23 protein-coding genes are annotated in these 21937 nt (G+C 52.3%); 6 read left to right on the top strand and 17 right to left on the bottom strand.

The window, feature by feature from the left end; genetic code table 11:
• Positions 1-27: 27 nt before the first annotated feature.
• From PAEVO_RS21320 to PAEVO_RS21300, 5 genes are all read right to left on the bottom strand, one after another.
• On the bottom strand, positions 28-1134 hold the full coding sequence (locus PAEVO_RS21320) for a VanZ family protein (RefSeq protein ID WP_100539562.1): 1107 nt from the start codon (positions 1132-1134) through the stop codon (positions 28-30).
• A 307-nt stretch (positions 1135-1441) separates the two neighbouring features.
• Positions 1442-1855 (bottom strand): hypothetical protein, encoded by a 414-nt coding sequence (locus PAEVO_RS21315; RefSeq protein ID WP_100539561.1) that lies wholly within the window; start codon positions 1853-1855, stop codon positions 1442-1444.
• Between the two features lie 84 nt (positions 1856-1939).
• Positions 1940-2599: an HAD family hydrolase gene (locus tag PAEVO_RS21310; protein WP_100539560.1), complete on the bottom strand. Its 660-nt coding sequence runs from the start codon at positions 2597-2599 to the stop codon at positions 1940-1942.
• Positions 2600-2708: 109 nt separating this feature from the next.
• Positions 2709-3395, bottom strand: coding sequence for a response regulator (locus tag PAEVO_RS21305; RefSeq protein WP_100539559.1), 687 nt, complete (start codon positions 3393-3395; stop codon positions 2709-2711).
• Entirely contained in the window at positions 3373-4983 is a 1611-nt protein-coding gene (locus PAEVO_RS21300; RefSeq protein ID WP_100539558.1) for an ATP-binding protein, read from the bottom strand. Before PAEVO_RS21300 ends, PAEVO_RS21305 begins: the two co-directional genes overlap by 23 nt.
• A gap of 259 nt (positions 4984-5242) precedes the next feature.
• Here PAEVO_RS21300 and PAEVO_RS21295 point away from each other — a divergent pair, with 259 nt between their 5' ends.
• The 4 genes from PAEVO_RS21295 to PAEVO_RS21280 all read left to right on the top strand — a co-directional run bounded on the left by PAEVO_RS21295 (position 5243) and on the right by PAEVO_RS21280 (position 9771).
• The gene (locus PAEVO_RS21295) at positions 5243-6250 is read left to right on the top strand and encodes a Bug family tripartite tricarboxylate transporter substrate binding protein (protein WP_100539557.1); all 1008 of its coding nucleotides are present in this window, start codon (positions 5243-5245) and stop codon (positions 6248-6250) included.
• Between the two features lie 63 nt (positions 6251-6313).
• Positions 6314-6769 (top strand): tripartite tricarboxylate transporter TctB family protein, encoded by a 456-nt coding sequence (locus PAEVO_RS21290; RefSeq protein ID WP_100539556.1) that lies wholly within the window; start codon positions 6314-6316, stop codon positions 6767-6769.
• A gap of 18 nt (positions 6770-6787) precedes the next feature.
• Positions 6788-8314 carry a tripartite tricarboxylate transporter permease gene (locus tag PAEVO_RS21285; RefSeq protein WP_100539555.1) on the top strand — a complete coding sequence of 509 codons (1527 nt, stop codon included), beginning with the start codon at positions 6788-6790 and terminating at the stop codon, positions 8312-8314.
• A gap of 35 nt (positions 8315-8349) precedes the next feature.
• Positions 8350-9771 carry an NAD-dependent malic enzyme gene (locus tag PAEVO_RS21280; protein ID WP_100539554.1) on the top strand — a complete coding sequence of 474 codons (1422 nt, stop codon included), beginning with the start codon at positions 8350-8352 and terminating at the stop codon, positions 9769-9771.
• A 134-nt stretch (positions 9772-9905) separates the two neighbouring features.
• Here PAEVO_RS21280 and PAEVO_RS21275 read toward each other — a convergent pair whose 3' ends face one another.
• The 5 genes from PAEVO_RS21275 to PAEVO_RS21255 all read right to left on the bottom strand — a co-directional run bounded on the left by PAEVO_RS21275 (position 9906) and on the right by PAEVO_RS21255 (position 13467).
• Positions 9906-10457 carry a GNAT family N-acetyltransferase gene (locus PAEVO_RS21275; protein ID WP_100539553.1) on the bottom strand — a complete coding sequence of 184 codons (552 nt, stop codon included), beginning with the start codon at positions 10455-10457 and terminating at the stop codon, positions 9906-9908.
• A gap of 44 nt (positions 10458-10501) precedes the next feature.
• A complete protein-coding gene (locus PAEVO_RS21270) occupies positions 10502-10996 on the bottom strand; it encodes a GNAT family N-acetyltransferase (protein WP_100539552.1) in 495 nt (164 codons plus the stop codon).
• A 19-nt stretch (positions 10997-11015) separates the two neighbouring features.
• Positions 11016-11954 carry an aminoglycoside 3'-phosphotransferase gene (locus tag PAEVO_RS21265; protein ID WP_347708138.1) on the bottom strand — a complete coding sequence of 313 codons (939 nt, stop codon included), beginning with the start codon at positions 11952-11954 and terminating at the stop codon, positions 11016-11018.
• 7 nt (positions 11955-11961) lie between these two features.
• The gene (locus PAEVO_RS21260) at positions 11962-12300 is read right to left on the bottom strand and encodes a DUF2642 domain-containing protein (protein ID WP_100539550.1); all 339 of its coding nucleotides are present in this window, start codon (positions 12298-12300) and stop codon (positions 11962-11964) included.
• Between the two features lie 348 nt (positions 12301-12648).
• Complete coding sequence (locus PAEVO_RS21255) at positions 12649-13467, bottom strand: methyltransferase domain-containing protein (RefSeq protein ID WP_100539549.1); 819 nt, start codon at positions 13465-13467, stop codon at positions 12649-12651.
• Positions 13468-13653: 186 nt separating this feature from the next.
• On the opposite strand from PAEVO_RS21255, the gene PAEVO_RS21250 reads away from it, so the two are divergent.
• Both PAEVO_RS21250 and PAEVO_RS21245 read left to right on the top strand, forming a co-directional pair.
• Positions 13654-14106, top strand: a complete 453-nt coding sequence (locus PAEVO_RS21250) for a GNAT family N-acetyltransferase (RefSeq protein WP_100539548.1) — start codon at positions 13654-13656, stop codon at positions 14104-14106.
• Positions 14107-14189: 83 nt separating this feature from the next.
• Positions 14190-14672 (top strand): spore coat protein, encoded by a 483-nt coding sequence (locus tag PAEVO_RS21245; RefSeq protein ID WP_100539547.1) that lies wholly within the window; start codon positions 14190-14192, stop codon positions 14670-14672.
• Positions 14673-14798: 126 nt separating this feature from the next.
• Here PAEVO_RS21245 and trxB read toward each other — a convergent pair whose 3' ends face one another.
• The 7 genes from trxB to hisA form a co-directional block, all read right to left on the bottom strand.
• Positions 14799-15752: a thioredoxin-disulfide reductase gene (gene trxB, locus PAEVO_RS21240; protein ID WP_076326141.1), complete on the bottom strand. Its 954-nt coding sequence runs from the start codon at positions 15750-15752 to the stop codon at positions 14799-14801.
• Between the two features lie 111 nt (positions 15753-15863).
• Complete coding sequence (locus tag PAEVO_RS21235) at positions 15864-17546, bottom strand: tetratricopeptide repeat protein (protein ID WP_207797518.1); 1683 nt, start codon at positions 17544-17546, stop codon at positions 15864-15866.
• A 143-nt stretch (positions 17547-17689) separates the two neighbouring features.
• The gene (locus PAEVO_RS21230; RefSeq protein ID WP_100539545.1) at positions 17690-18640 is read right to left on the bottom strand and encodes a ribose-phosphate diphosphokinase; all 951 of its coding nucleotides are present in this window, start codon (positions 18638-18640) and stop codon (positions 17690-17692) included.
• A gap of 173 nt (positions 18641-18813) precedes the next feature.
• Positions 18814-19653 (bottom strand): histidinol-phosphatase HisJ, encoded by an 840-nt coding sequence (gene hisJ / locus PAEVO_RS21225; protein ID WP_100539544.1) that lies wholly within the window; start codon positions 19651-19653, stop codon positions 18814-18816.
• A gap of 12 nt (positions 19654-19665) precedes the next feature.
• Positions 19666-20367, bottom strand: a complete 702-nt coding sequence (hisIE, locus tag PAEVO_RS21220) for a bifunctional phosphoribosyl-AMP cyclohydrolase/phosphoribosyl-ATP diphosphatase HisIE (RefSeq protein ID WP_100539543.1) — start codon at positions 20365-20367, stop codon at positions 19666-19668.
• A complete protein-coding gene (gene hisF, locus PAEVO_RS21215) occupies positions 20364-21122 on the bottom strand; it encodes an imidazole glycerol phosphate synthase subunit HisF (protein ID WP_100539542.1) in 759 nt (252 codons plus the stop codon). Before hisF ends, hisIE begins: the two co-directional genes overlap by 4 nt.
• Before the next feature lie 64 nt (positions 21123-21186).
• Positions 21187-21918 carry a 1-(5-phosphoribosyl)-5-[(5-phosphoribosylamino)methylideneamino]imidazole-4-carboxamide isomerase gene (gene hisA, locus PAEVO_RS21210; RefSeq protein WP_207797517.1) on the bottom strand — a complete coding sequence of 244 codons (732 nt, stop codon included), beginning with the start codon at positions 21916-21918 and terminating at the stop codon, positions 21187-21189.
• Positions 21919-21937 lie beyond the last annotated feature (19 nt).

The following is a 21937-nucleotide window of genomic DNA, read 5'->3' as shown; positions in this document are numbered from 1 at the left end:
AAATAAGAGACCCTGTGGTAGCCTTAATTAATCAGTCTTGCTTAATGGTTTATTGACTACGATAGCGAGCCTTGTTCCACTCTTGGCTTCATGCAGCAGCTTCCGGTCGCGATGGATGAGACATAACAGCACGTTAAGGAACACAACGCCGTCCAGCAGCAATATCCCCAGCGCGTACATCGCAAGCAGGACATGAGAGCCGGTGACATTAACCGTAATGAACAGGGCATGGAACCCGCCCCATACCACATACAGCAGGCCGTTGCGGACAATTACTTCCTTCAGCTTCAGATGTTCGCCCGCTCCGCGGATCTGGACCCGGACGACCCATTTCCCCAGCGTCTGCCCCTGCATCATATAAGGCAGCACGATATGATATAAAATCACGGCAAAGAAGTATGCACCCCTCACGTTCATCACGGTCAGCACACCAATGATCGGCAGCATGACCGCTGCATCTATGCCAAATGCAATGGCCCGGCGCGTATAACTGACCCTCTTCTGCGACAGATCCACCTTCTCATCCAAACGATCCAGGCGGGGCAGGTGATTTTTCATCCAATCCGCGAGCACAAGGCCCATCATTCCGCCCAGGGTATTCATCAGCAGATCGTCCACGTCAAACAATCGGTAAGGGTGATCATAGAAGCCGTAAATGCCGGTTACCTGGGTCACCTCTAAGAACAACGACAAACCGAACGAGGCCGCCAGACATACAACCCAGGACGCCCGAGCGTAATAACGCAGGAACATGCCGAACGGAACCACGAGAAATACGTTAAACACGACCTGCAAGAAGGCTCTTTCCTTCAACAGATGCATGTAAGTCGAAGGCTCGCCCCATACCACCTTGGTCTCCTTCAATATATCTTGTATAAAATTCAGCGGAATCCACTGCATAACCGAGGCGACATTCATCGGAGCATTATGCCGCGAGGCAGGCAAAGGAAGGAGCACCAGATACACTGCGTTCATCATGTAGAGCAGAAATAGATACAACAGAAATCCCCGGAATTTATTAAAATAACCATATTTGCGATACTGCACAATCAGAAAGGGAACTGCGCACAGCAAAGCCGCTATGGGAAAGGTTAAAAATGCATAAGATATTGGAAACAGGTAGGCTTCCAGCATGCTTTCGTTCACTCCCTCATTGATGTTCTACTTATAAGTTACAGGATCAAGTTTAAATGACGGGGATTCCTTCGTTTAAAATGCGTTTAAAAAACGCACACCCGCGTCATAATCAGCCCTGCTGTTATCCTGGGGGTTTATGGCTATAACCCAAAACCGAATAACCCACACCAACAGTGTGGGCAGGATCACCATATGCAAAAAAGCATTTGATGCAATATCATTGGAATAATGTGGTCGTTATACCAGCCTTACGCGTAAGTGATGATGGAAGAGTCGGCCCCTGTCCTGCTTCCATGAAGTCCCGCTATTCCTTCCGCTTACGGACCACTTTTCCAAAGCCGATCTTCCGGGGAAGCCCCAGCGTAAACTCTTCACGGTGCCCGTTCCACTCAATCTTTAGGGTTAGAACCTTGTTTGGGTTCATCATATCGAGCAGATGCTCAAAATCCAGCTTCCCCTTGGTTTCCTTCATGGCAGCATGATCGATCCCCACGACAATTCCGCCCTCCATGGAGTGGCCCGTCATATCTTCTAGCCGATAGTCTACCTTGCCATGGTCGAGGAGTTCCTTTCCTAAGTACTGCAGCTTCAACTTTCCGCCAAGCGAATCCTGAAACACGGTAAACTTCGCATTGACCTTATCCTGATGGGTAATGGCATAAGTCGCTTTCCACTTCTCACCCTTGCCTATAAAGGTCATGGTTTTATTTCGATTCACGGGGACACCCTCCTCACGCAGAACAACCGGTTATCTCGATTCGGCTTATATAAATGATAACGAGTAAAAGAATGAAATGGTTGTTCAATTTTTCAAATAATCGATAATCTCAAGCAAATCGGTAATCTCCCCATCCTTGGCGAAGTCCTGATCATAATAGGGATCCCGCTTCCAGATGCCCTTCATGCCGATACGCCGGCTTGCAGTTACGTCATTGTCCGGATGGTCTCCAACATAGATCGATTCTTCGGCCTTTGATTCAAGCCGATGTAATGTATGGAGGAAAATCCTAGGATCCGGCTTACGTAAACCTTCCCACTCGGAAATCGCGATCATATCAAAATAAGGCTCAATGCCAAGCCCCCTGATATTGCTGTATTGAAAATCGCCGTACCCATTGGAGATCAGTCCGAGCTTTATCCCTTTACTCCTCAAGTAAGCTAACATTTCATGCAAATGGGGAAAACCGACGCAATGTTGTTGAAACCCCGATATGTAATCCCGCAGCAGAGCTTCCCAACCCAGGGGGAGCGCAAACTCCTCGGTTAGCTGACGATATACTTGGTCCTTCCATACATAACCTCTGCGATCAAGCTCGACAAACCGTCTTACGTACTCATCTCTGCCCACAACTAAACCTCCATGGAGCGCTAGACGATCATACTGATCTTGAACGAAATGAACCAATGACGTGTCGCGGTCAAGCAGCGTCCCGTCCAAATCAAAAACAACGGTGGTAATCATCGCGTCACTCCCTCCTTTCTATGAATTTCGAATCCAAGGAAAGGATCCCAGCGATATGCAGCTGCAAGTGTAGGCGGAATATCCCAGTCTCGCATCCGGTTATTTAACCCTACGCTCTCCGGTACACCCGTTCCGGCCTGCCTACCGTGCCGTATGAAATATCCGCTATCAGCACGCCTTTCTCTACGAAGTACTCTAGGTACCTTCTAGCAGTAGTACGGCTAAAGCCGCCGCGCTTACCCAGCTCCTCCGCGGTCCACACATCCTCCGACTCCTCGATGTAGGACAGGATCTTCTCGCTTGTCAGCTTATCGATGCCTTTCGGAAAATACGTCTCTTTGTCCATTCGTTCGCCGGAACGCCATAACAGCTGGTCGATGCCCTGTTGGTCGATCTGCTTGTTCGCACCGCCGAGCTGCTTCATCTGCTCGTAATATTTCCGGTAGGCTTTCAGCTTCTCCTGAAAACGGTCGAAGACCACCGGCTTGATCATGAAATCGTACACCCCGCCGCGAATCGCCTCCCGCACCGTATCGAATTCCTTGGCTGCTGTTATGATAATAACATCGGTATTCGGATATCCCCACTGTATATGCTGCAGCAGATCCAGTCCCGACATATCCGGAAAATACAAATCCAGCAGCACCAGATCAGGTGCCAGAATGTCCAGCTGCTCATGCGCCTGGGCCCGATCCGTTGCAATGCCAACGACCTCGAAGCCCTCTACCTTCTCTACGAACCGTTGGTTAATGCTGGCAATACGCACATCATCCTCAATGATTGCGACCCGAATCATGGATATCCCCCCTTGTTTTTGGAATCTTGACCGTGAATACCGCCCCGCCCTCAGGTGCGTTACGGTAAGCAATCGTACCATGCAATTGCTGTACGGTCCCGTTAACGATAGATAGGCCAAAGCCCCGATTGTGCTCCCCTTTGGTGGAGTAACCCAGCTCAAACAAACGATCCGTATCATTCTCGGCAATACCGTTCCCGCTGTCGGATACTTCGATCATTAATTCATGATCCTTGTCGCGTAACTCTACTCTTACCCATCTGTTATCCGATTTGGATCCCAATGCCGCCTCCATGGCGTTGTCGATCAGATTACCGATAATGGTGACCAGCTGGTTCCGGCTAATATGACCGGGGATGTCTTTGAAGGAACTGCTCCGGTCGATCTCCACCTTCACTCTCAATTCGCTTCCGCGATTAAACTTTCCGATGAGAATACCACCGATGATAGGGTCCGGTATCTCTTGCAGCAGAAATTGAATGAGGTTCTGATGCACATCGGTCTCATGCGTAATCAGATCCATCGCCTCCTGATATGATTCCAGCTGAATCAGACCGTAAATCGTATAGAGCTTGTTGGAATATTCATGCGTCTGCGCGCGCAGCGCTTCCGTATATCTCTTCACCTGCGTAAGCTCTTCGGTCAGGTGCAGAAGCTCGGATTTATTGCGGAAGCTGGAGACTGCCCCTACAATCCGATGTTCATGATCATAGATAGGGAGCCGGTTCACCACAACCGCATGATCGTTAATGACCATCTCCTGATCCTTCTCCGCTACCCCGGTCTGCATAACCTCCAGCAATCGGGTGCCCGGGATGACATCCTGAATATACTGCCCGGCGATCGCCCTTCGCTCCGCCGGATCAATCAGCATCATCGCTGTATGGTTGGCCAGGGTTACCATGCCCTCCCGATTAACGGCGATAATACCTTCATGAATCGTTTCCAGAATCGCGCGTTTCTCTTGGTACAATAAGCCGATTTCCTTCGGCTCCAGCCCGTGAATGGATCGCTTGACGCTGGACGATATCCATATAGCTCCGCCGCACCCCAGGATTAATGCAATTCCCGCAAAGAACAGGACTCGATTGCGATACGATTGTGCCGATGTCTCGATATCTCTCATTAGAATGCCCACCGATACGATGCCGATGATTTCGTTCTTGTCATTGTAAATCGGCGTCTTCCCCCGAAGCGAGGGCCCCATGGAGCCATTCGCCTTCGATATGATGCTCATGCCCTCCAATACCGGGCCGTTGTCGCCTCCGACCATCTCTTTGCCGATCCGATCGGCAAGAGGATGCGCATACCGGATCCCTTCACGGTTACCGATGACGATATACTCGGCGTCTGTCTCCAGCCGGATTTCCTCCACGACGGGCTGAATAATGGCAGACGGGTTCTCCTCCTCGAACGCATCCTGAATGACGTCCATTTCCGCCACGGCCTTCGCCAGCTTTAATGCCGATGCGCCGATGCTCTTCTCCAGCGTCGTTACGAGCAGTCGCTCAAAACTGAAGGTCAAGGCGACAATGACGGCAAACAACAGGGTGCCGATAAGCAGAATAAGCCTCGTCTGTAAACGCATTCAATCTCCCCCATACGCATGGTCGCCTAAACACACATGTCTCTGATTTTCCTATTGTATTCTAGATCATACCTCTAACATAGTCCTCTAAAAAAATCAGCCGTAAATTTTATGAACAAAATTAGCGAAATGAAGTTTTTTCAACTTATGTCGCAATTCTATTCAAGCCAGACGCTCGATGATAGTATGAAGGAACTTCATTAAGTAAGCGCTTACAGATATTGCGAACTCTCGGTCAACGATAAGGAGGAATTTATCCATGCTTAAACGAAACGGCATAAAAATCATAACCGCTGCGCTTGTCTTGGCGATGAGCCTGACAGCCTGCAGTACTTCCGGAAGCAGCACCGGCGAATATCCGAAAAAACCATTTATCGTGACCGCACCTTCAGGGGCGGGCGGCGGATGGGACAAAACCGCCCGATCTCTCACCAAGGTATTAACGGAAACCAAGCTTATCGAACAGACGATGACCGTTGAGAACAAGCCTGGCGGCGGCGGAACCGTGTTTCTCGCGGAATACGTAGCTAAAGACAACGAAGACCCCTACAAGCTGTTCGTCAGCTCCCCGCCTATTCTAATTAACAATCTGAAAAAAGAAGGGAACAGTCCATTCGGCTACAAGGACGTGACGCCGCTCGCCCAAATGACCAAAGACTTCGGAGCGATTGCCGTACCGGCAAACTCCAAATTCACCGATCTGCAATCGCTGATCGACGCGATCAAAGCCGATCCGACCTCCGTCACACTAGCGGGCGGTTCCGCTCCGGGCTCGATGGACCATTTGATCAGCGTTCTGCCTGCATTCAAGTCGGGCGTGGATCCGAGAACCGTGAAGTACTTATCCTATGATGGCGGCGGCGAGGCCATCGCGGCACTCCTCGGCAACAATGCCGATGCGATCGGCACGGACATCTCTTCGCTCGGCAGCTACTTGAAGGCCGGCAAGATCAAGATCCTGGCCGTTACTTCAAGCGAACGACTCGGCGGAGACTTCGCGGATGTACCGACCCTGAAGGAGCTCGGTCTGGACGCCGAATTCACCATTTGGCGCGGTGTATTCGGTCCGAAGGGACTGACGGAAGAGCAGTTGGCCTTCTGGGATAAAACGCTGAAGGACCTCTCCGAGAACGCAGTATGGCAGCAAGAGCTCGTTGCTAACGATTGGGCTAGTGAGTATCGTAACGCCGCTGACTTCAAGGCCTTCCTTGAAGAGCAAGACCAAGACGTGCAGGAGCTGCTTACGGCTCTAGGCATGCAGAAGTAACGCCTTGGAATGAGGGGGTGGCGCACACTCCCTCTCCCGTTTCATCTTGAGGAGGTGTCAACCTTGAACAGAACGTTTGACCGTTACGCCAGCATCGTATTCCTGCTCCTTGGCATCGGCTTTATGTGGCAGAGCGCCAAGATCAGCTCATCCGCGTACGGAAGCACCGTCGGCCCTAACATATTCCCGTTCGGCCTCGGCCTGGCGCTTGTGCTGCTCAGCATTCGTTTGTTTTATGAAGCACTGAAAGCCAAGCCGACGGAGAACCATACAGAGAAACTGGACTACAGAAGGTTCTTCATGATTTTTGCGGCAGCCTTTCTCTATGCTTATTTCCTGGAATTCATCGGATATATCATCGGTACCTTCCTGTTCCTCCTGTTTGCGTTTCAGACGCTGGAACGAGGCAAGTGGCTGAAATCCATTCTAATCTCCGCGCTGTTCTCCGGCGGCGTGTACGTCATCTTTGTTATCTTGCTGGAAGGCTCCATGCCGGGCTTCCCGTCTTGGCTATCATGAGCATGGGAGGAATCTACAATGAACGTTCTGGATTATTTGGCGGATGGCTTTATGACCGCCTTGCAGTGGCATAATCTGCTCTTCGCCTTTTTAGGCGTGCTGATCGGCACTTCGGTCGGGGTCCTTCCCGGCATCGGTCCGATGAGCGGCGTCGCGCTTCTGATCCCCGTCACCGCCTCCATGACTAGCGGCTTGCCGGCGGAAGCGGCAGCAACCAGCTCGATTATTCTGCTGGCAGGCGTCTATTACGGAGCTATGTATGGCGGATCTACAACTTCGATTCTGCTGAACACGCCGGGAGAGTCCTCGTCTGTCGTTACGACGCTGGACGGCTACCAGATGGCGAAGCAAGGCAGGGCAGGCCCTGCCTTGTCCATCGCTGCGATCGGCTCGTTCGCAGCCGGGCTCTTCGCGCTTGTGGCATTGATCGCACTGGCGGAGCCATTATCCAATGTAGCCATTAAATTCGGGCCAGCTGATTATTTCTCGCTCATGCTGCTGGGACTCTGTGCAGTAAGCGGACTTGCAGGCAAATCGATCACGAAGGCACTTATTATGACCGTATTCGGTCTGCTGCTTGCTACCATCGGCATGGATACCGTATCCGGCGTCGCCCGCTTCACCTTTGATATCCCCATCCTGTACTCCGGACTGGAATTTCTAACGATTGCCGTCGGTTTGTTTGCCCTTGGCGAAGTGTTTAAATCCATTCTGGAGAGAGACTACGCAGCAGGTCCAACTTCCAAGATCGGCCGCATCCTGCCGACACGCCAAGACCTGAAGGATAGCGCGGGACCGATTGCCCGAGGCTCGATCCTCGGCTTCTTTATCGGTATTCTGCCGGGCGCTGGCGCAACGCTTGCTTCCTTTTTCAGTTATATCGTTGAGAAAAAGGTCAGCAAGCATCCGGAATCCTTCGGCAAAGGCAACATCGCTGGCGTGGCTGCACCCGAATCGGCCAACAATGCGGCATCAGGAGGCGCTATGATCCCGCTGCTGACGCTTGGCATTCCAGGCTCCGGGACAACTGCCATCCTGATGGGGGCGCTCATCATGTACAACATCCAGCCAGGCCCGCTGCTGTTCGAAGAGCACCCACAGGTTGCATGGGGACTGATCGCCAGCATGCTTATCGGCAACCTGCTTCTGCTCGTGCTGAACATGCCGCTGGTCAAGGTTTTCGCCAAGGTCATCCAGACCCCGGCCAAATATCTCATTCCGATCATTATTGCCATCTCCATCTTCGGCGTTTACGCCGTTCAAGCACAGATCTTCGACCTGGTCCTCCTGCTCATCTGCGGCATTGCCGGCTTCCTGCTGGCCCGCAATGACTTTCCGCTCGCGCCGCTGGTGCTCGGACTCGTGCTGGGTCCCATGATCGAGAACAATATGCGCCGGGCGCTGACCACATCCAACGGCGACTTTATGATCTTCCTGCAGAAGCCGATGTCGCTGGCATTCCTCATCATCGCCCTGCTCTGGATTATCGTTCCGATTCTGCTCAAGCGAAGAGGCAAGGAAGTTGTCGTGAACGAAGAAGGCTAACCATCATACGTATATCGTAGGCGAAGGAGGCAGTCATGAATACCAGCAAATTAGGCGGCAAAAGTGTCATCGCAAGAATCGAAATGCATATGGAAGAAGCCAACTTCGGCCAAGTCGCGGCCGCCATCTTCGAGGCAGGCGGCGATATCGTCGCCATTGACGTCATTCAGACGAGCAAGCATGCCACGATTCGAGACGTTACCATCACCGTGATCGACACCGTCGACATCGACATTATTGCCGAGCGCATTCGCAGCATGTCCGGCGTTCAGCTGCTGCATCTATCTGATCGCACCTTCCTGCTGCACTTGGGAGGAAAGATCGAGACCAAGCTGAAAGCGCCGATCCAGAACCGCGCCGACCTCTCCCGCGTGTACACCCCGGATGTCGCGCGCGTGTGCATGGCCATTCACGAAGAGCCCCGCAAGGCCTTTACGCTAACCGTAAAGCGCAACACCGTGGCCGTAATATCCGACGGCAGCGCCGTCCTGGGGCTTGGCAATATCGGCCCCTATGCGGCCATGCCGGTGATGGAAGGCAAGTCGATGCTCTTCAAGCAGCTGGCAGACGTGGACTCCTTCCCGATCTGCCTGGATACGCAGGATACCGAGGGCATCATTACGGCGATCAAAGCGATCGCTCCCGCGTTTGGCGGTATCAATCTGGAGGATATCTCCTCGCCGCGATGCTTTGAGATTGAGCAGCGCCTCCGCGAGGAATTGGACATCCCGGTGTTCCATGACGACCAGCACGGAACCGCCGTCGTCCTGTATGCAGCCTTGATCAATGCGCTGAAGGTCGTCGGTAAATCCGTGGATAATCTGAAGGTTGTCGTCTGCGGCATTGGCGCCGCCGGCATTGCCTGCAGCAAAATACTTATGTCAGCGGGCGTGAAGAACATCATCGGCGTCGATCGCCTCGGCGCGCTGACCGCTGATCAGACGTATGACCATGCCATGTGGCAGTGGTACGCCAGCCATACCAACCCCGAACGGCGTTCCGGATCACTCCAAGACGTCATCCAAGGCGCCGACGTGTTTATCGGCTTGTCTGCCGGCGGAATCCTGAAGAGAGCGGATGTTCAAGCGATGGCAGAGCGTCCTATCGTCTTCGCGATGGCCAATCCGATCCCGGAGATTCTCCCGGAGGAGGTCGAGGATATCGCAGGCGTCATTGCAACGGGAAGATCGGATTATCCGAACCAGATCAACAACGTGTTATGCTTTCCGGGAATTTTCCGCGGCGCCCTGGACTGCAGAGCCTCCACCATCAACGAGGAGATGAAACTCGCCGCGGCCGAAGCGATCGCATCGGCGGTCACGGACAAGGAACGGAGCCGGCATTACATCATTCCGAGCGTATTCAACCAGCAAGTCGTCAGCGGCATCCGGGACCTTGTCATCCAGGCAGCCATCCGAACCGGGGTAGCGCGCCGAATCCCAAGGGAATACCGCTAACGGTTACTAATGATATGAGTATTTTAAAGAAAAAGAGCAAAAGAGTACGGTATCCCCTAGGACCGTACTCTTTTGCTTCTTACCTACACTGAAAACTCAGCCGCTTCGTTCCATCCCTTCAATGCCCAATCTATTTAATTTCGCTCCGCCCGATACTCCATAATCCAGCAGTCCCGCAGTTCTCCCTCATGCTGTTCATGCTTCTCCAGCAGCCTGACCTTCCGGAAACCGCACTTCTCGTAACAGGCAATCGCCCGTTCATTCCAAGCCTGCGGGTCCATTACGATCCGATCGGCCTGCCTCTGAAACACGAGATAATCCACCATGGAAGTCACGAGCTTCGTACCGATGCCTCGGTTCCAATAATCCGGCTTCCCGATGAATTGATCCGTGGCAAATGTTCTTCCGCCCGAATCACTCCCGCCATACCCATACTCGCCTAACGTCTCTTCATCCAAAAGATAGAACTGGATATACCCGATCGGCTTCCCCTCATATTCAATGATGCAGCGAGTCTCATCATCATCCACGTAAAAATGCTCCCGCACCCGCTCCACGTCGTGAGGATGGTCCCGTCCCCCATAATACTGCAGCACATCCGGATTGGACAGCCAAGAAGCTAAGGACCATTCATCTTTCTCCTCCAGCTCGCGAACCGTTATCGGCCCTGCCTCGTACACCAGCATCGTAATCCCCCATCTTCCTTATTAGATCATCCAATTCCCGTGTCTCAGATGACATCCGCAACCATCGTGATAGAGGTTCCGCTCATGCCTACCTCTTGAAATCCGAAACGCTCATATAATTTCATAGCTGCTGTATTCTCCGGAGCGACGCTTAACGATACCTTTTGAATCCCCTGCTCCTTCATTCCTCTGAACAATTCCTTCATCAGGGCCGTTCCAAGCCCCTGCCCGCGGGATTCCGGCAGCAGCGCCATGCCCAGCTCCGGGATGTCATCGCTCACGTAACCGAACCCCTTGTTCCCTTCATCAAAATAACGGATGGTAATCGAGCCTGCCGGCTTGCCTGCGGCATTCACGGCAATGTAGCCCAGATCGCCCGCTCGCCCCCAGTCCTCCACGTATTTTTTCATGAACGGCTCTTCGAGTATGTCTCGGCTAAAAGGCTCCTCTCCCTCGGGCACATACAGAGACTCATACAGCATTTCCCGCAAAAAGGATTCATCCTCCCGGCCAGCGACTCGAATATGATATGAATTCATGTGCATCTTCCTTTCCACCCTAGATACGATCCGTCAATGCGGTCCATAACGCCAATCTCTCCGGATCAAAATCGTTCCGACCGTAATGGTCGAGAAAAATATCCTGGTAGTCATCGCTCCCCAGGTTATATCGCAGCGTCCATATTCCCCAATAGAGATCGTAATGAAGGTCCCCGATCCCGCCATTGCCCAGATCGATAAAACCTTCAAGCTGGAAATCTCTCATAATCAAATTCGGCAGGCAATAATCGCCGTGGAGCAGCACATCATGATCAGCCGTTCCCTGCAGCTTCTCAAGGCATAATAGGGCCTGTTCTCTTCCACCCGGAAACCCTTTGACATCTTCCATTTTGTTCATGATGCCTTCCTGATACTCCTGGACAAGTTCAGCCGTTCGATTCGGAAAGGGACAATCGGTTGCAGATACAGAATGGAGATAACACAAACTCTCCCCGAACACGGAAGCCAGCCTCTTCGGATCCTTCAGATGACCTCCGGACACTCCATCTTCCCCTTGCAGCGCAACGGTGAGCAGGTAATCGTTCTCGCCATGCTGCTCATAAGCCAGCACCTTGGGAGCCAGGCCTTTTCCGTGTAAATAATCCGACATCAACCCTTCTCTCATAAGTTCATCCCGTTTCGTTATCTTTAAAAACATCGATTGGTTCGCTCCCTCGATGTACAGGGTTCTGGCCTGTTCCGAGGAGCTGCTGTCATAGACGACAGCTGTCTGGATATATGGCTGCAAGCTGACAGGCAGCGTCATGATGTCGAATGGAATGCGTACTTTTTTCATCGTTCCTCCACACCGCCCCATCCAATCGGTCGGCCTCAGTTCAATAGAATAAAGACGTCCCCATCGGAACGCCTTCGGATCTGTATTGTATGAATTGGCGATTTGCCGGCCTAATCCTTCCTTTCCAGCCGGTAATTTTCCGTTTAAACTATTTTTGCTCACCTGTTTATTAGTACGGAACGCCTTCGAAGTATACCACCTCGGCTAACCGAATGTGCAGCGCCTTATGATCCCCGACCGTCAATTGGAGATGGTCCACCGCAACGCCGGATAAGATCCCATCGACTTTCCCCGCGGTGGTCATGATGACCACCTTGGCTCCTTTATGCCGCAGCAGATGCTCAATAAATACCGGTTCAACCAGCGCTGCGTAGTGGGCTGGCTGCGGAATTTCCGGGGTACGCGGCGCGTAATACGGCGGTATAGGTTGGGGCGGGGGATAGGCATAGTAACCCGGTGCATAACCCGCAGACGGCGCTGGATAACCAAGATTGTTATGGTTGTTCATGAAAGACCTCCCATGCCAATATTAATCCTACACCCTTATGTATGTCCGGGAAGGAGCCGCTATGTTAACAATCCTCATATTTATACCAACAAGCAAGAAAAACGTCTATCGACGCACCTTCACAGATGACAGACCGCAGTTAGAAGAAGTTTTTCTTGCGATATCAGGAAGTCACAAGCTTCGAAGTGTATACTTTCTGATATCTTAAGAAAACCGCCAAATTGGCGGTTGTGATGATGCTTGATGCTAATCGTTAGCTCTCCAGCATCATCTTGTCGTTGGTGGATTACCATTCTTGCCGTACCCGGATTGGTAACCGTCTATACTCGGCTTTTCAAGTCGCCTTCCTTACGCCTTCTGTGCAATCAACTTACTCATCGCATGACGGTGCGGTATACCCGACGAATTGCAATCAAAAATCACCTCAGGGCAGCTGTGAATCAACCAATCGTGATAATGCATCATAAGCTCCCCGGACCTCCAGTCGTAAGCGTACGGCTCATCCTCGGGAGGAGGCGCAATGAACGGCTTTTGTACGAACACATTAAGGCAATGAAGTCCCTCTGCCGACGTGAATTTTTTATAATTCGCAAAGATCTCTTCACGATACTCGGGTCGGATATAATGCAGCACGCCGCTGGAATACAGCACGTCAAACTCCGAGTCCAGACGGTAATCGGAAATATCCGCCTTGAATACGTTCACGTGAACCCCGATGTGATCGGCCAATCGCTTCGTTTTCTCAATCCCCGCATCCGAAATGTCGAATGCTGTGACATCATAGCCGTTACGGGCAAAAAACACGGCATCCTTCCCTTCACCGCACCCGATATCCAGCAGCTTTACCCTTCTTGTGGGCGGGATCATTTCAAGCACCTGATAACAGGCTGCGTTCGGCTCCGTGCCCCAATAGTACCCTGGTGTTTTATACTCCTCTTCATATATGCTGATCGGCTTGCCCGCCCCAGAATAACCAAACAACTTATCGATGCTGACATCAAGCAGCAGAGAGAGCTCGGGAAGCAGCGCAATATCGGGCATGGTCTGTCCCGTTTCCCATTTGGATACCGCCTGGAACGTAACGCCCAGCTTGTGGGCCAATCCCTCCTGCGTAAACCCCCGTTCTTTGCGGTAACGATGAATATTTTTGGCTAACATGTCTCTCATACGTATCACACTCCTATATAACCACATTGTAGGGGGCCTGCACGGGGCACACAATAACCCGATCTTTGAATCCCGGAAGAATTCAACCGCCAGTTGAAATCATCCAAATTCAGGAATTCAGTGCCCAGGCATGTTACAATAAACCTGTTTTAAAATCACTATAGATGATAATAAGGGAGAACGCTCGTGAACATTAGAAAGCTGAATACTCATGAAAAACCCCCTATGGACCTGCTGCTCCTTGCAGACCCGTCGATCAGGCTTGTAGAGGACTATGTAAAACGAGGTCATTGCTATGTGGCTGAAGAGGACTCGCATCCAATCGGGGTCTACGTTCTGCTGCCGACAAGGCCCGATACGATCGAGCTGGTTAACGTTGCCGTAAGCGAGAATCTGCACGGCCAGGGATATGGCAAACAGCTCGTGAATCATGCCATCGGGCAAGCACGAGAGCTGGGATATGCAACGATTGAAGTTGGCACAGGGAGTACCGGCGTGGCGCAGCTGGCGCTGTATCAGAAATGCGGATTTCGGATGACAGGCATCGATCGGGACTTTTTTGTCCGTCATTACGAAGAGGAAATCTATGAGAACGGCATGCTGCTGCGCGACATGGTGCGGTTGTCGTTAGATTTGTAAGGTTTCGGGGCTGGGCTATGCACCACTCCTTCATTCGGTGAATAGGCTATCGCATATTGATTATGGAGGAGAATCTATTGAGCATGAGTCAAAACCCGAGGCATCTTGCTTGGCATGAAACGCTGGAGATTCATGAATTAACCGCCTTTCAGGCTAACCACCTGATGGGATTCAAAATGTCATTGCATGATATTAAAGACCCTCAACTCCATGGACTATACACCGAGGCGATCCAAGGAGTAGAACAAAACTTACGAGAGCTTTTACCTTACTATTCGGAAGCCCCAACCGGAACCCGTAGTCTTTCCGGTGCCGATTTGACGGCGTACTACGCTGGCCATCTCTTGGGCTTTGCCAAAACCTCTGTCCGCAGCTACGCTATTGCCATTACCGAAGCCGCAACGCCTAGCGTAAGAGAAACCCTGCAGAAGCAATTGAACAAAGCCATTGAGCTGCACGGGAAGGTCTTCTATTTTATGTATGCGCGCGGTCTGTATCCATCTTACAATTTGAAGCAGCTGCTGGAGAATGACGTGAAAAATGCCAACAAGGCATTAAGTCTCTAACCTCAGCAAAAAAGCCCCAGGCTACACAAGACAGGTTTTTACGAGATGTTAGTCTCGCCAAAACCGTCAGCTGTATAGCTCAGAGGCTTTTTCTAATTTACATATCATCCCTCAAAAAGATAGGGATTATTTATTCAGCGTTTCGCTCCAGTCATGCACCATATGACCCTCGAGATATTTCTCACAGTCCATAGCGGCCATACAGCCTGTGCCTGCAGCCGTAATCGCTTGACGGTAACGCGTATCCTGAACGTCACCACAGGCGAATACGCCCGGGATGTTCGTCTCCGTCGTACCCGGTTTAACCAGGATGTAGCCGGTCGGATCGGTTGTAATCTGATTGCCAAGGAAGCCCGTGTTCGGCGTATGGCCGATCGCCACGAACACGCCTTCCGCTTCAATCAGTTCATCTTCTCCGGTCTCGTTGTTGCGGACCTTTAGCCCCTTAACACCGGTTTCGCTGGTAACCACCTCAACCGGCGTACGGTCCAGAGCCCACTGGATCTTCTCGTTCTCACGTGCGCGATCCTGCATGATCTTGGATGCACGCAGTTCGGTACGACGGTTCACTACCGTTACGCTGGAAGCAAAACGCGTCAAGAAGCTGGCTTCCTCCATCGCGGAGTCGCCGCCGCCGATGACAATGATCTTTTTCCCGCGGAAGAAGAATCCGTCGCATGTTGCGCATGTGCTTACGCCGCGGCCAACGTTCTCCTGCTCTCCCGGAATTCCAAGATACTTCGCGGAAGCTCCTGTCGAGATAATCACGGACTCAGCCAGAAGCTCGCCCATGCCCTCGACATTCACCTTGAACGGACGCTCGGAGAAATCAACGGACTCGACCCAGGCACTCTTGAACTCCGCACCGAAGCGCTCCGCTTGTTGACGCATATTATCCATCAGCTCAGGACCCATGATTCCTTGCGGAAATCCAGGGAAGTTCTCAACCTCCGTCGTTGTCGTAAGTTGACCGCCCGGCTGCATTCCTTCGATAACGAGCGGCTTCAAGTTCGCGCGTGCCAAGTAGATGGCTGCCGTCAATCCGGCAGGTCCTGTTCCGATTACGATTGATTTGTACATAGATACGGCCTCCTTTAAGGTGTCGATTTTTGTTGCGTGCTTCATTCTATTCTGGACTTATGGAATCTTCATGTACCAAGGTCTCCTAAGTATCCGAATATGGGTTCTTACTTAAATGTTTTCCGTAAATGGCCGAAAATTATCATCCGGCTGTGCTTTCGTTTCACATACGCTATCCATTTGACGTGCGTAACGGCTAACGGTTGATGGCGATATACCATAACGGACAGCCACCTGTTCATAGGTCAGGGTTCGTCCGCGCTTCTTGGCCGTCAGATATTCCAATGCCGCTGCCCAGCCCTCCACATTCCGAATGTTCGGAATATCAGGATACAGCCGGCTTAGGAAATCGGACCAGAGATTCTCCATCTCTTTTTTCCAAAAAGCGTCTACCCGCATGTCCATCGTCTGCTCTGCCTTCTCCAGCACCGCTTTCCAGGAAGGCAGCCAATCCGGCAGCACCTCGCGGGTCTTGCTGCTGGATACATCGCGATCGTCGCGGCGTTCCTTCAGCCGATTGCTTGCGGCCTCCATCTGCTGGAGTACCAGGCGGGCGGCATCCTTCAGCTCCGCATCCTCTCCCGGCTCCTGCAAGAACGACTGCAGCGCATGCTGCACCTCTTCATCGGCAATCAATTCCAACGTCCGGATCACCTGCAGCTTGGTATGGGGATCGCCATGTCGGAGCGCCCAGAAGAACGAAGATCGAATCAGCGGATTCTGCTTCGCTTCCTCCGTCAATTTGTCGCCGTCATGCTCCCAGCGTTTGAACTGCTCTTCGAATGGAAGATGATAGTGATAACTCACCTTCATCTGGTCCGTACCGGTCTCTTTACGCTTTTGCAGCTGTGCCAGATAGAAATTCGGAATCACCGAGTCTCCGTCCAGCTTCAATGCTTGCCGCCAATATTTCTCGGCCTTATCATAATAACCGCTATTGCAAGCCGCAGCAGCAGTATAATGATACAGACTAGGATCTCCGCTAAACTCCTCTTCCTTCAACAAGCGGCGAAAATGACCGTAGGCGATTTCATGCTGCCCCAGTATTCCCATCGTTGTCGCCAGCTTAAATACATGCTCCTGATGAAAAGGAACCGTCACCGTTAGCATGTCCATCAATCGGTCGCGCTGTTCCTGATTTCCTTCATGCTGAAAGAAGATAGCCAGATTGCATAGACCGTGCAGATTGCCCGGCTCCTGATCCAACACCTCGCCAATCGTGCGCTTCGCGGTATCAAAGCGCCCCATATAATAATAAGCCAGAGCCAGATTGTTGCGCGCAGCCAGAAAATCCGGATTATCCTTGACGATTTCCTCCAACAGCTTGACCGCTTGAGCGAATTTCCCTTCCTCAAGCAGTGCCCGGGCATGCTCATGCTCGACCACGCCTTCACGACTCTTGATCCGGTTCAGCTTGGCAGGACGATTCAGCTCGTAATGAAGCAGCTCCATCATCTCCTCGGCCTCATCCAGAAACTGACCGCTGGGATCCTCTTCCAGATAGGTGACAAGCGCTTCTTCCGCTTTCTCGAACTGTTCCATATTGGCGTAGTTGTTCGCCATATAGAAATAGCACTCCGTCATCAACGGGTCAACCTGCTCCAGAACGTGAGCCAGCACATCGTTGGAAGCTTTATAATCTCCCGTCTCTGATAATATACCCGCCATATTGCAATGATTCACCGGATTATCCGGTTCATATTCAACAGCTTTGCGAAAATATTTCAGAGCCTTGTCATATTGGAAACGATCAAGCGAACGAACCGCGCGATCGAAGAAGAAATTGGCATTCATCTCGATAGATATAACATTGTGGGGGTCACTGGACCCATATGGATGACCATTCACGAAAAGCAAGGCACCTCCTTTAACTTGCTCCTCTATCCACAACAGTATAACACAAGTTTCAACGTCATTTGCAGAAAAAAGACACCAGTTTACACACCGGCGTCTTTGAATAAAGTGGCGATCGATCCGCCCTCGATAATAATGTGGGTTGCCTGGGCCAACATGGGCGCAACAGACAGCACCTTAAGCCGCATCTTGCAGTGATGATCCGGGAGCACGATGGAGTCTGTGACCACGATTTCCTCGATGTGAGCATGGTCCAGACGGCTTAGCGCTTCACCGGAGAAGAGCCCATGGGTCGCACAAACGATGGCATCGTTAGCTCCCCGTTCCTTAAGACCTTCGACCACTTGCACGATGGTGGTTCCGGTATCAATCAAGTCCTCGATAATAATCGGCGTACGCCCTGCCACGTCCCCAATCACATGGGTGATAACGGCTTCGTTATGGGCAGGACGCTGCTTGACCATCATGGCAAACGGCGATCCCAAGCGGCTTGCGAGCTTCTCGGCTGTCTTCGCCCGCCCGGCATCGGGGGATACGATGACCGGGTTCTCGATATTCTTGGACTTCAGATACTCCGTAATCAGATCCAGTGCAGTCAGATGATCCACCGGTATATTGAAGAAACCTTGAATGGCGGGCGCATGCAGATCAATCGTAATCACGCGGTTGGCCCCGGCTGTGGTCAGCACATCGGCTACCATTTTGGCCGATATCGGTTCACGAGGCGCTGACTTTCGTTCCTGTCTGGCATAACCGTAATAGGGCACAATGATATTGATCGTTCTGGCGGAAGCACGCTTTGCGGCATCAATCATCACCAGCAGTTCTACGAACATTTCATTGATCGGGTGAGAAAAGGACTGCAGTAGAAAAACATCGCAATTGCGGATGCTCTCTTCAAAGTGTACATAAACTTCGCCACTCTGAAAGCGGGAAATCTTGATCTTTCCCAGTTCAACTCCCAACTGCTGACTGATATTTGCGGCAAGCGTCGGATTGGAAGTTCCGGCGAACAATCGTAATGAACGATACATGAGGACCTCCTGACGAGAGTGGTTGATAATGTCGGCTGATGCAGCGATCTCGTTGAAAGCGCTATCGTCAAATCAGGCTGTTCCCGCCTCCTTCAACCTCTTCGAAGAAGGGTCTCTAGGAGTAGAAAACAGCCGTCTGCAATAAACCTGTTTGCAATTAGAGCTTTTCTTTATTATACATCGTTTCCCTCAACATTCAAAAGCACCATCTCCCGCTTCCGGTTACGGAAGGTCGCGATCTCCCGAACGCCAAGCTCCCAGAGCAGTGTCCGGGCCTTGTCCAGATGCTCGCCCAGCTTCATCGGCTGATGGGCATCCGACCCTAAAGTCAACGGAATGCCAAGCTTCATCGCTTCCTCCAGCATGCGGCGGCTCGGAAACATTTCCTCACAGGCCTTCGATAAACCGGAGGCGTTCAGCTCCATGGCTCGCCCGCTTTGGGCCACGGCCGCAAGCGCGGCTCGCTCCAGAGCGATCACGTCCGGCTTCTGCTCGGGTCCTGGCCCATATCCGAACCGCTTAATCACATCCAGATGGCCCATGATATCATAAAAGCCGGTCGCGGCGGCCTTCTGCACCGCATCATAATATTGTTGATAGACCTCAAGCGGATCCTTGCCCTCCCAGCCTTGGGTCTGGCGGTAATCCGTAATATCCCATTCACCAAGAAAATGAACGGAGCCAATGACATAATCCCAAGGATAGTCTTTCACGATCCGCTCGATCTGTTCTTCATATCCCTCGATATAATCGCCTTCGATACCAATCCGAATGTCAATCTGTCCTTTGTAACGCTCCTTCAGCTGCAGGCACTCTTCCACGTAACGCGGCAGCTCGTCCATCGGCATGGCCATCTCCGGATAATACGTCTCCGGGTTGACGTGAATCAAGGGCATATGATCCGACAAGCCCAATTGATCCAACCCGAGTTCAATGGCGCGCCGAACATACTCCTCCAGCTGCCCCTCGGCATGCCCGCACCGGGCATGATGGGTATGGTAATCAATATGCATCGAGCAGGCCTCCTAATCGCGGCGCGGCCGTTCATGGCGGCGGCTCAGCTCATCCATGATCTCATCCAGCGGGAGCTTCCGCTCCTGAAGAAGCACCAGCAGGTGGTAGATCAGATCGCTGATCTCAAGCTTCAGCTCGGCGTTGTCTTTATTTTTGGCGGCGATGATCGTTTCGGAGGCTTCTTCGCCCACCTTCTTAAGGATTTTGTCCACCCCTTTATCAAAGAGGTATGTCGTATAAGCCCCTTCAGGCCGCTCCACTTCACGCTGGGCAATGACCTCTTCCAACTCGGCAAGAACCGCAAACCGCCCGCTCTCAGCAGCTGAAGGGTTACTCCCTGACCCGCTTTTCTGCCCCTGAACGGTAATCTCATTGTGGAAGCAGGTCGTTTGTCCGGTATGACAAGCCGGTCCCTTCGGATTCACCTGCAGTAAGAGGGTGTCTCCATCACAGTCGTACGTCATGGATACTACCGTCTGGACGTTCCCGGATGTTGCCCCCTTATGCCACAGCTCCTCGCGCGAACGGCTCCAGAACCAAGTTTCGCCGCTTTCCAGCGTCAATCGAAGAGACTCCCGATTCATATAAGCCATCATCAGCACCTGCTTGCTCTGTGCATCCTGTACAATCGCCGGCACCAGGCCCGAGGCATCCCAACGGATGTGCTCGCTGACCTGCTCCAGGGATAAATCCTTCAACATATCTTCGCTCACCGTATATCCACTCCTTTTTGACTAAGATGCAACTTCAGATGAGGAATCGAGATCTCTTTATAGTGAAAAATCGTTGCGGCAAGACCCGCATCCGCCTTCCCCTTGGTGAACACGTCATAGAAGTGATCCTCTTTGCCGGCGCCGCCGGACGCGATGACCGGGATCTGCACCGTCGAAGATACGGCAGAGGTTAGCGACAGATCGAACCCATCCTTTGTACCGTCCGCATCCATGCTGGTCAACAAAATCTCGCCCGCACCCAGGCTCTCCGCCTGTTTTACCCAATCCAGCGCTTTGATGCCGGAAGGCGTACGTCCGCCGTGCGTGTACACTTCCCATTCTCCCCACGTTTCGTTGTACTTGGCGTCGATCGCCACGACGATGCATTGGGAGCCGAATTTGCGTGCTCCGGCGGAGATCAGCTCAGGCTGCTTGACCGCGGCCGTATTCATCCCGATTTTATCCGCGCCCGCACGCAGAATCCGCTTCATGTCCTCGACGGACGAGATCCCTCCACCCACGGTAAAAGGAATGGCGATTTCACCTGCCGTTCTCCGAACGACTTCTTCCATCGTTGCCCGGCCTTCAACCGAAGCTGATATATCCAGAAAGACTAGCTCGTCTGCGCCTTCCCGGTCATAGAGCGCCGCCAATTCCACGGGATCGCCCGCATCGCGGAGATTCACAAAATTTACGCCCTTCACCACCCGGCCGTCCTTCACGTCCAAGCAAGGTATGATCCGTTTTGCCAGCATGCCTTTCCCCTCTTCCCCTTTGAACTCAATCAATCGCTTATTTGAACGGATCCAAGGTCCAGCCTCACTTGATTCGCGAAATGGCCTCGTTCAGGTCAATATTGCCTGTATACAGCGCCTTGCCTACGATTGCTCCGCCTACACCGTCACCGCTGTGCGCGCTGAGCGCCAGCAGATCGTCCAGCTTCGTCACGCCTCCCGAAGCGATGACCGAGCGGCCGCTGGCTTTGGCAAGCGAGACAATCGCCTCTACGTTAGGCCCCTGCATCATCCCGTCGCGGGAAATATCGGTAAAGATGAAGGTTTCCGCTCCTTTGGCTGCCAGCTCCTTAGCCAACACCTCGGCTTGAACCTCCGACGTTTCCAGCCAGCCCCTTGTTGCGACGTATCCGTTGCGCGCGTCGATCCCGATGGCCACCTTATCGCCGTATTTTCCCAGCACCTCTTCCGTAAAGACACGGTCTTCAATTGCCGCCGTACCGATGATAACCCGGCTGACGCCAAGCGAGAGCAGCCGCTCCACATCCGCCAGCGTACGCATGCCTCCGCCTACCTGAACCGGAACCTGGACGCTGGATGCGATCTTCCCGATGATATCGTCATTCACTGGATGACCAGCCTTTGCTCCGTCCAAATCTACAAGATGAATAAAGGTGCCGCCCTGCTCTTCCCACGATTTGGCTACCTCGAGCGGATTGTCATTGTATACCGTTTCTTGATTATAATCACCTTGCACGAGCCTGACGCATTTGCCACCACGAATATCGATTGCCGGATATATGATAAAAGAGGACATCCCCATTCCCACTTTCCTT

This window comes from Paenibacillus sp. GM2FR (assembly GCF_002803325.1).
GTDB classification, from domain to species: Bacteria; Bacillota; Bacilli; order Paenibacillales; family Paenibacillaceae; genus Paenibacillus_AQ; species Paenibacillus_AQ lautus.
Note: the sequence above shows the minus strand (reverse complement) of the source record. Positions and strands in the feature narration are given on the sequence as shown.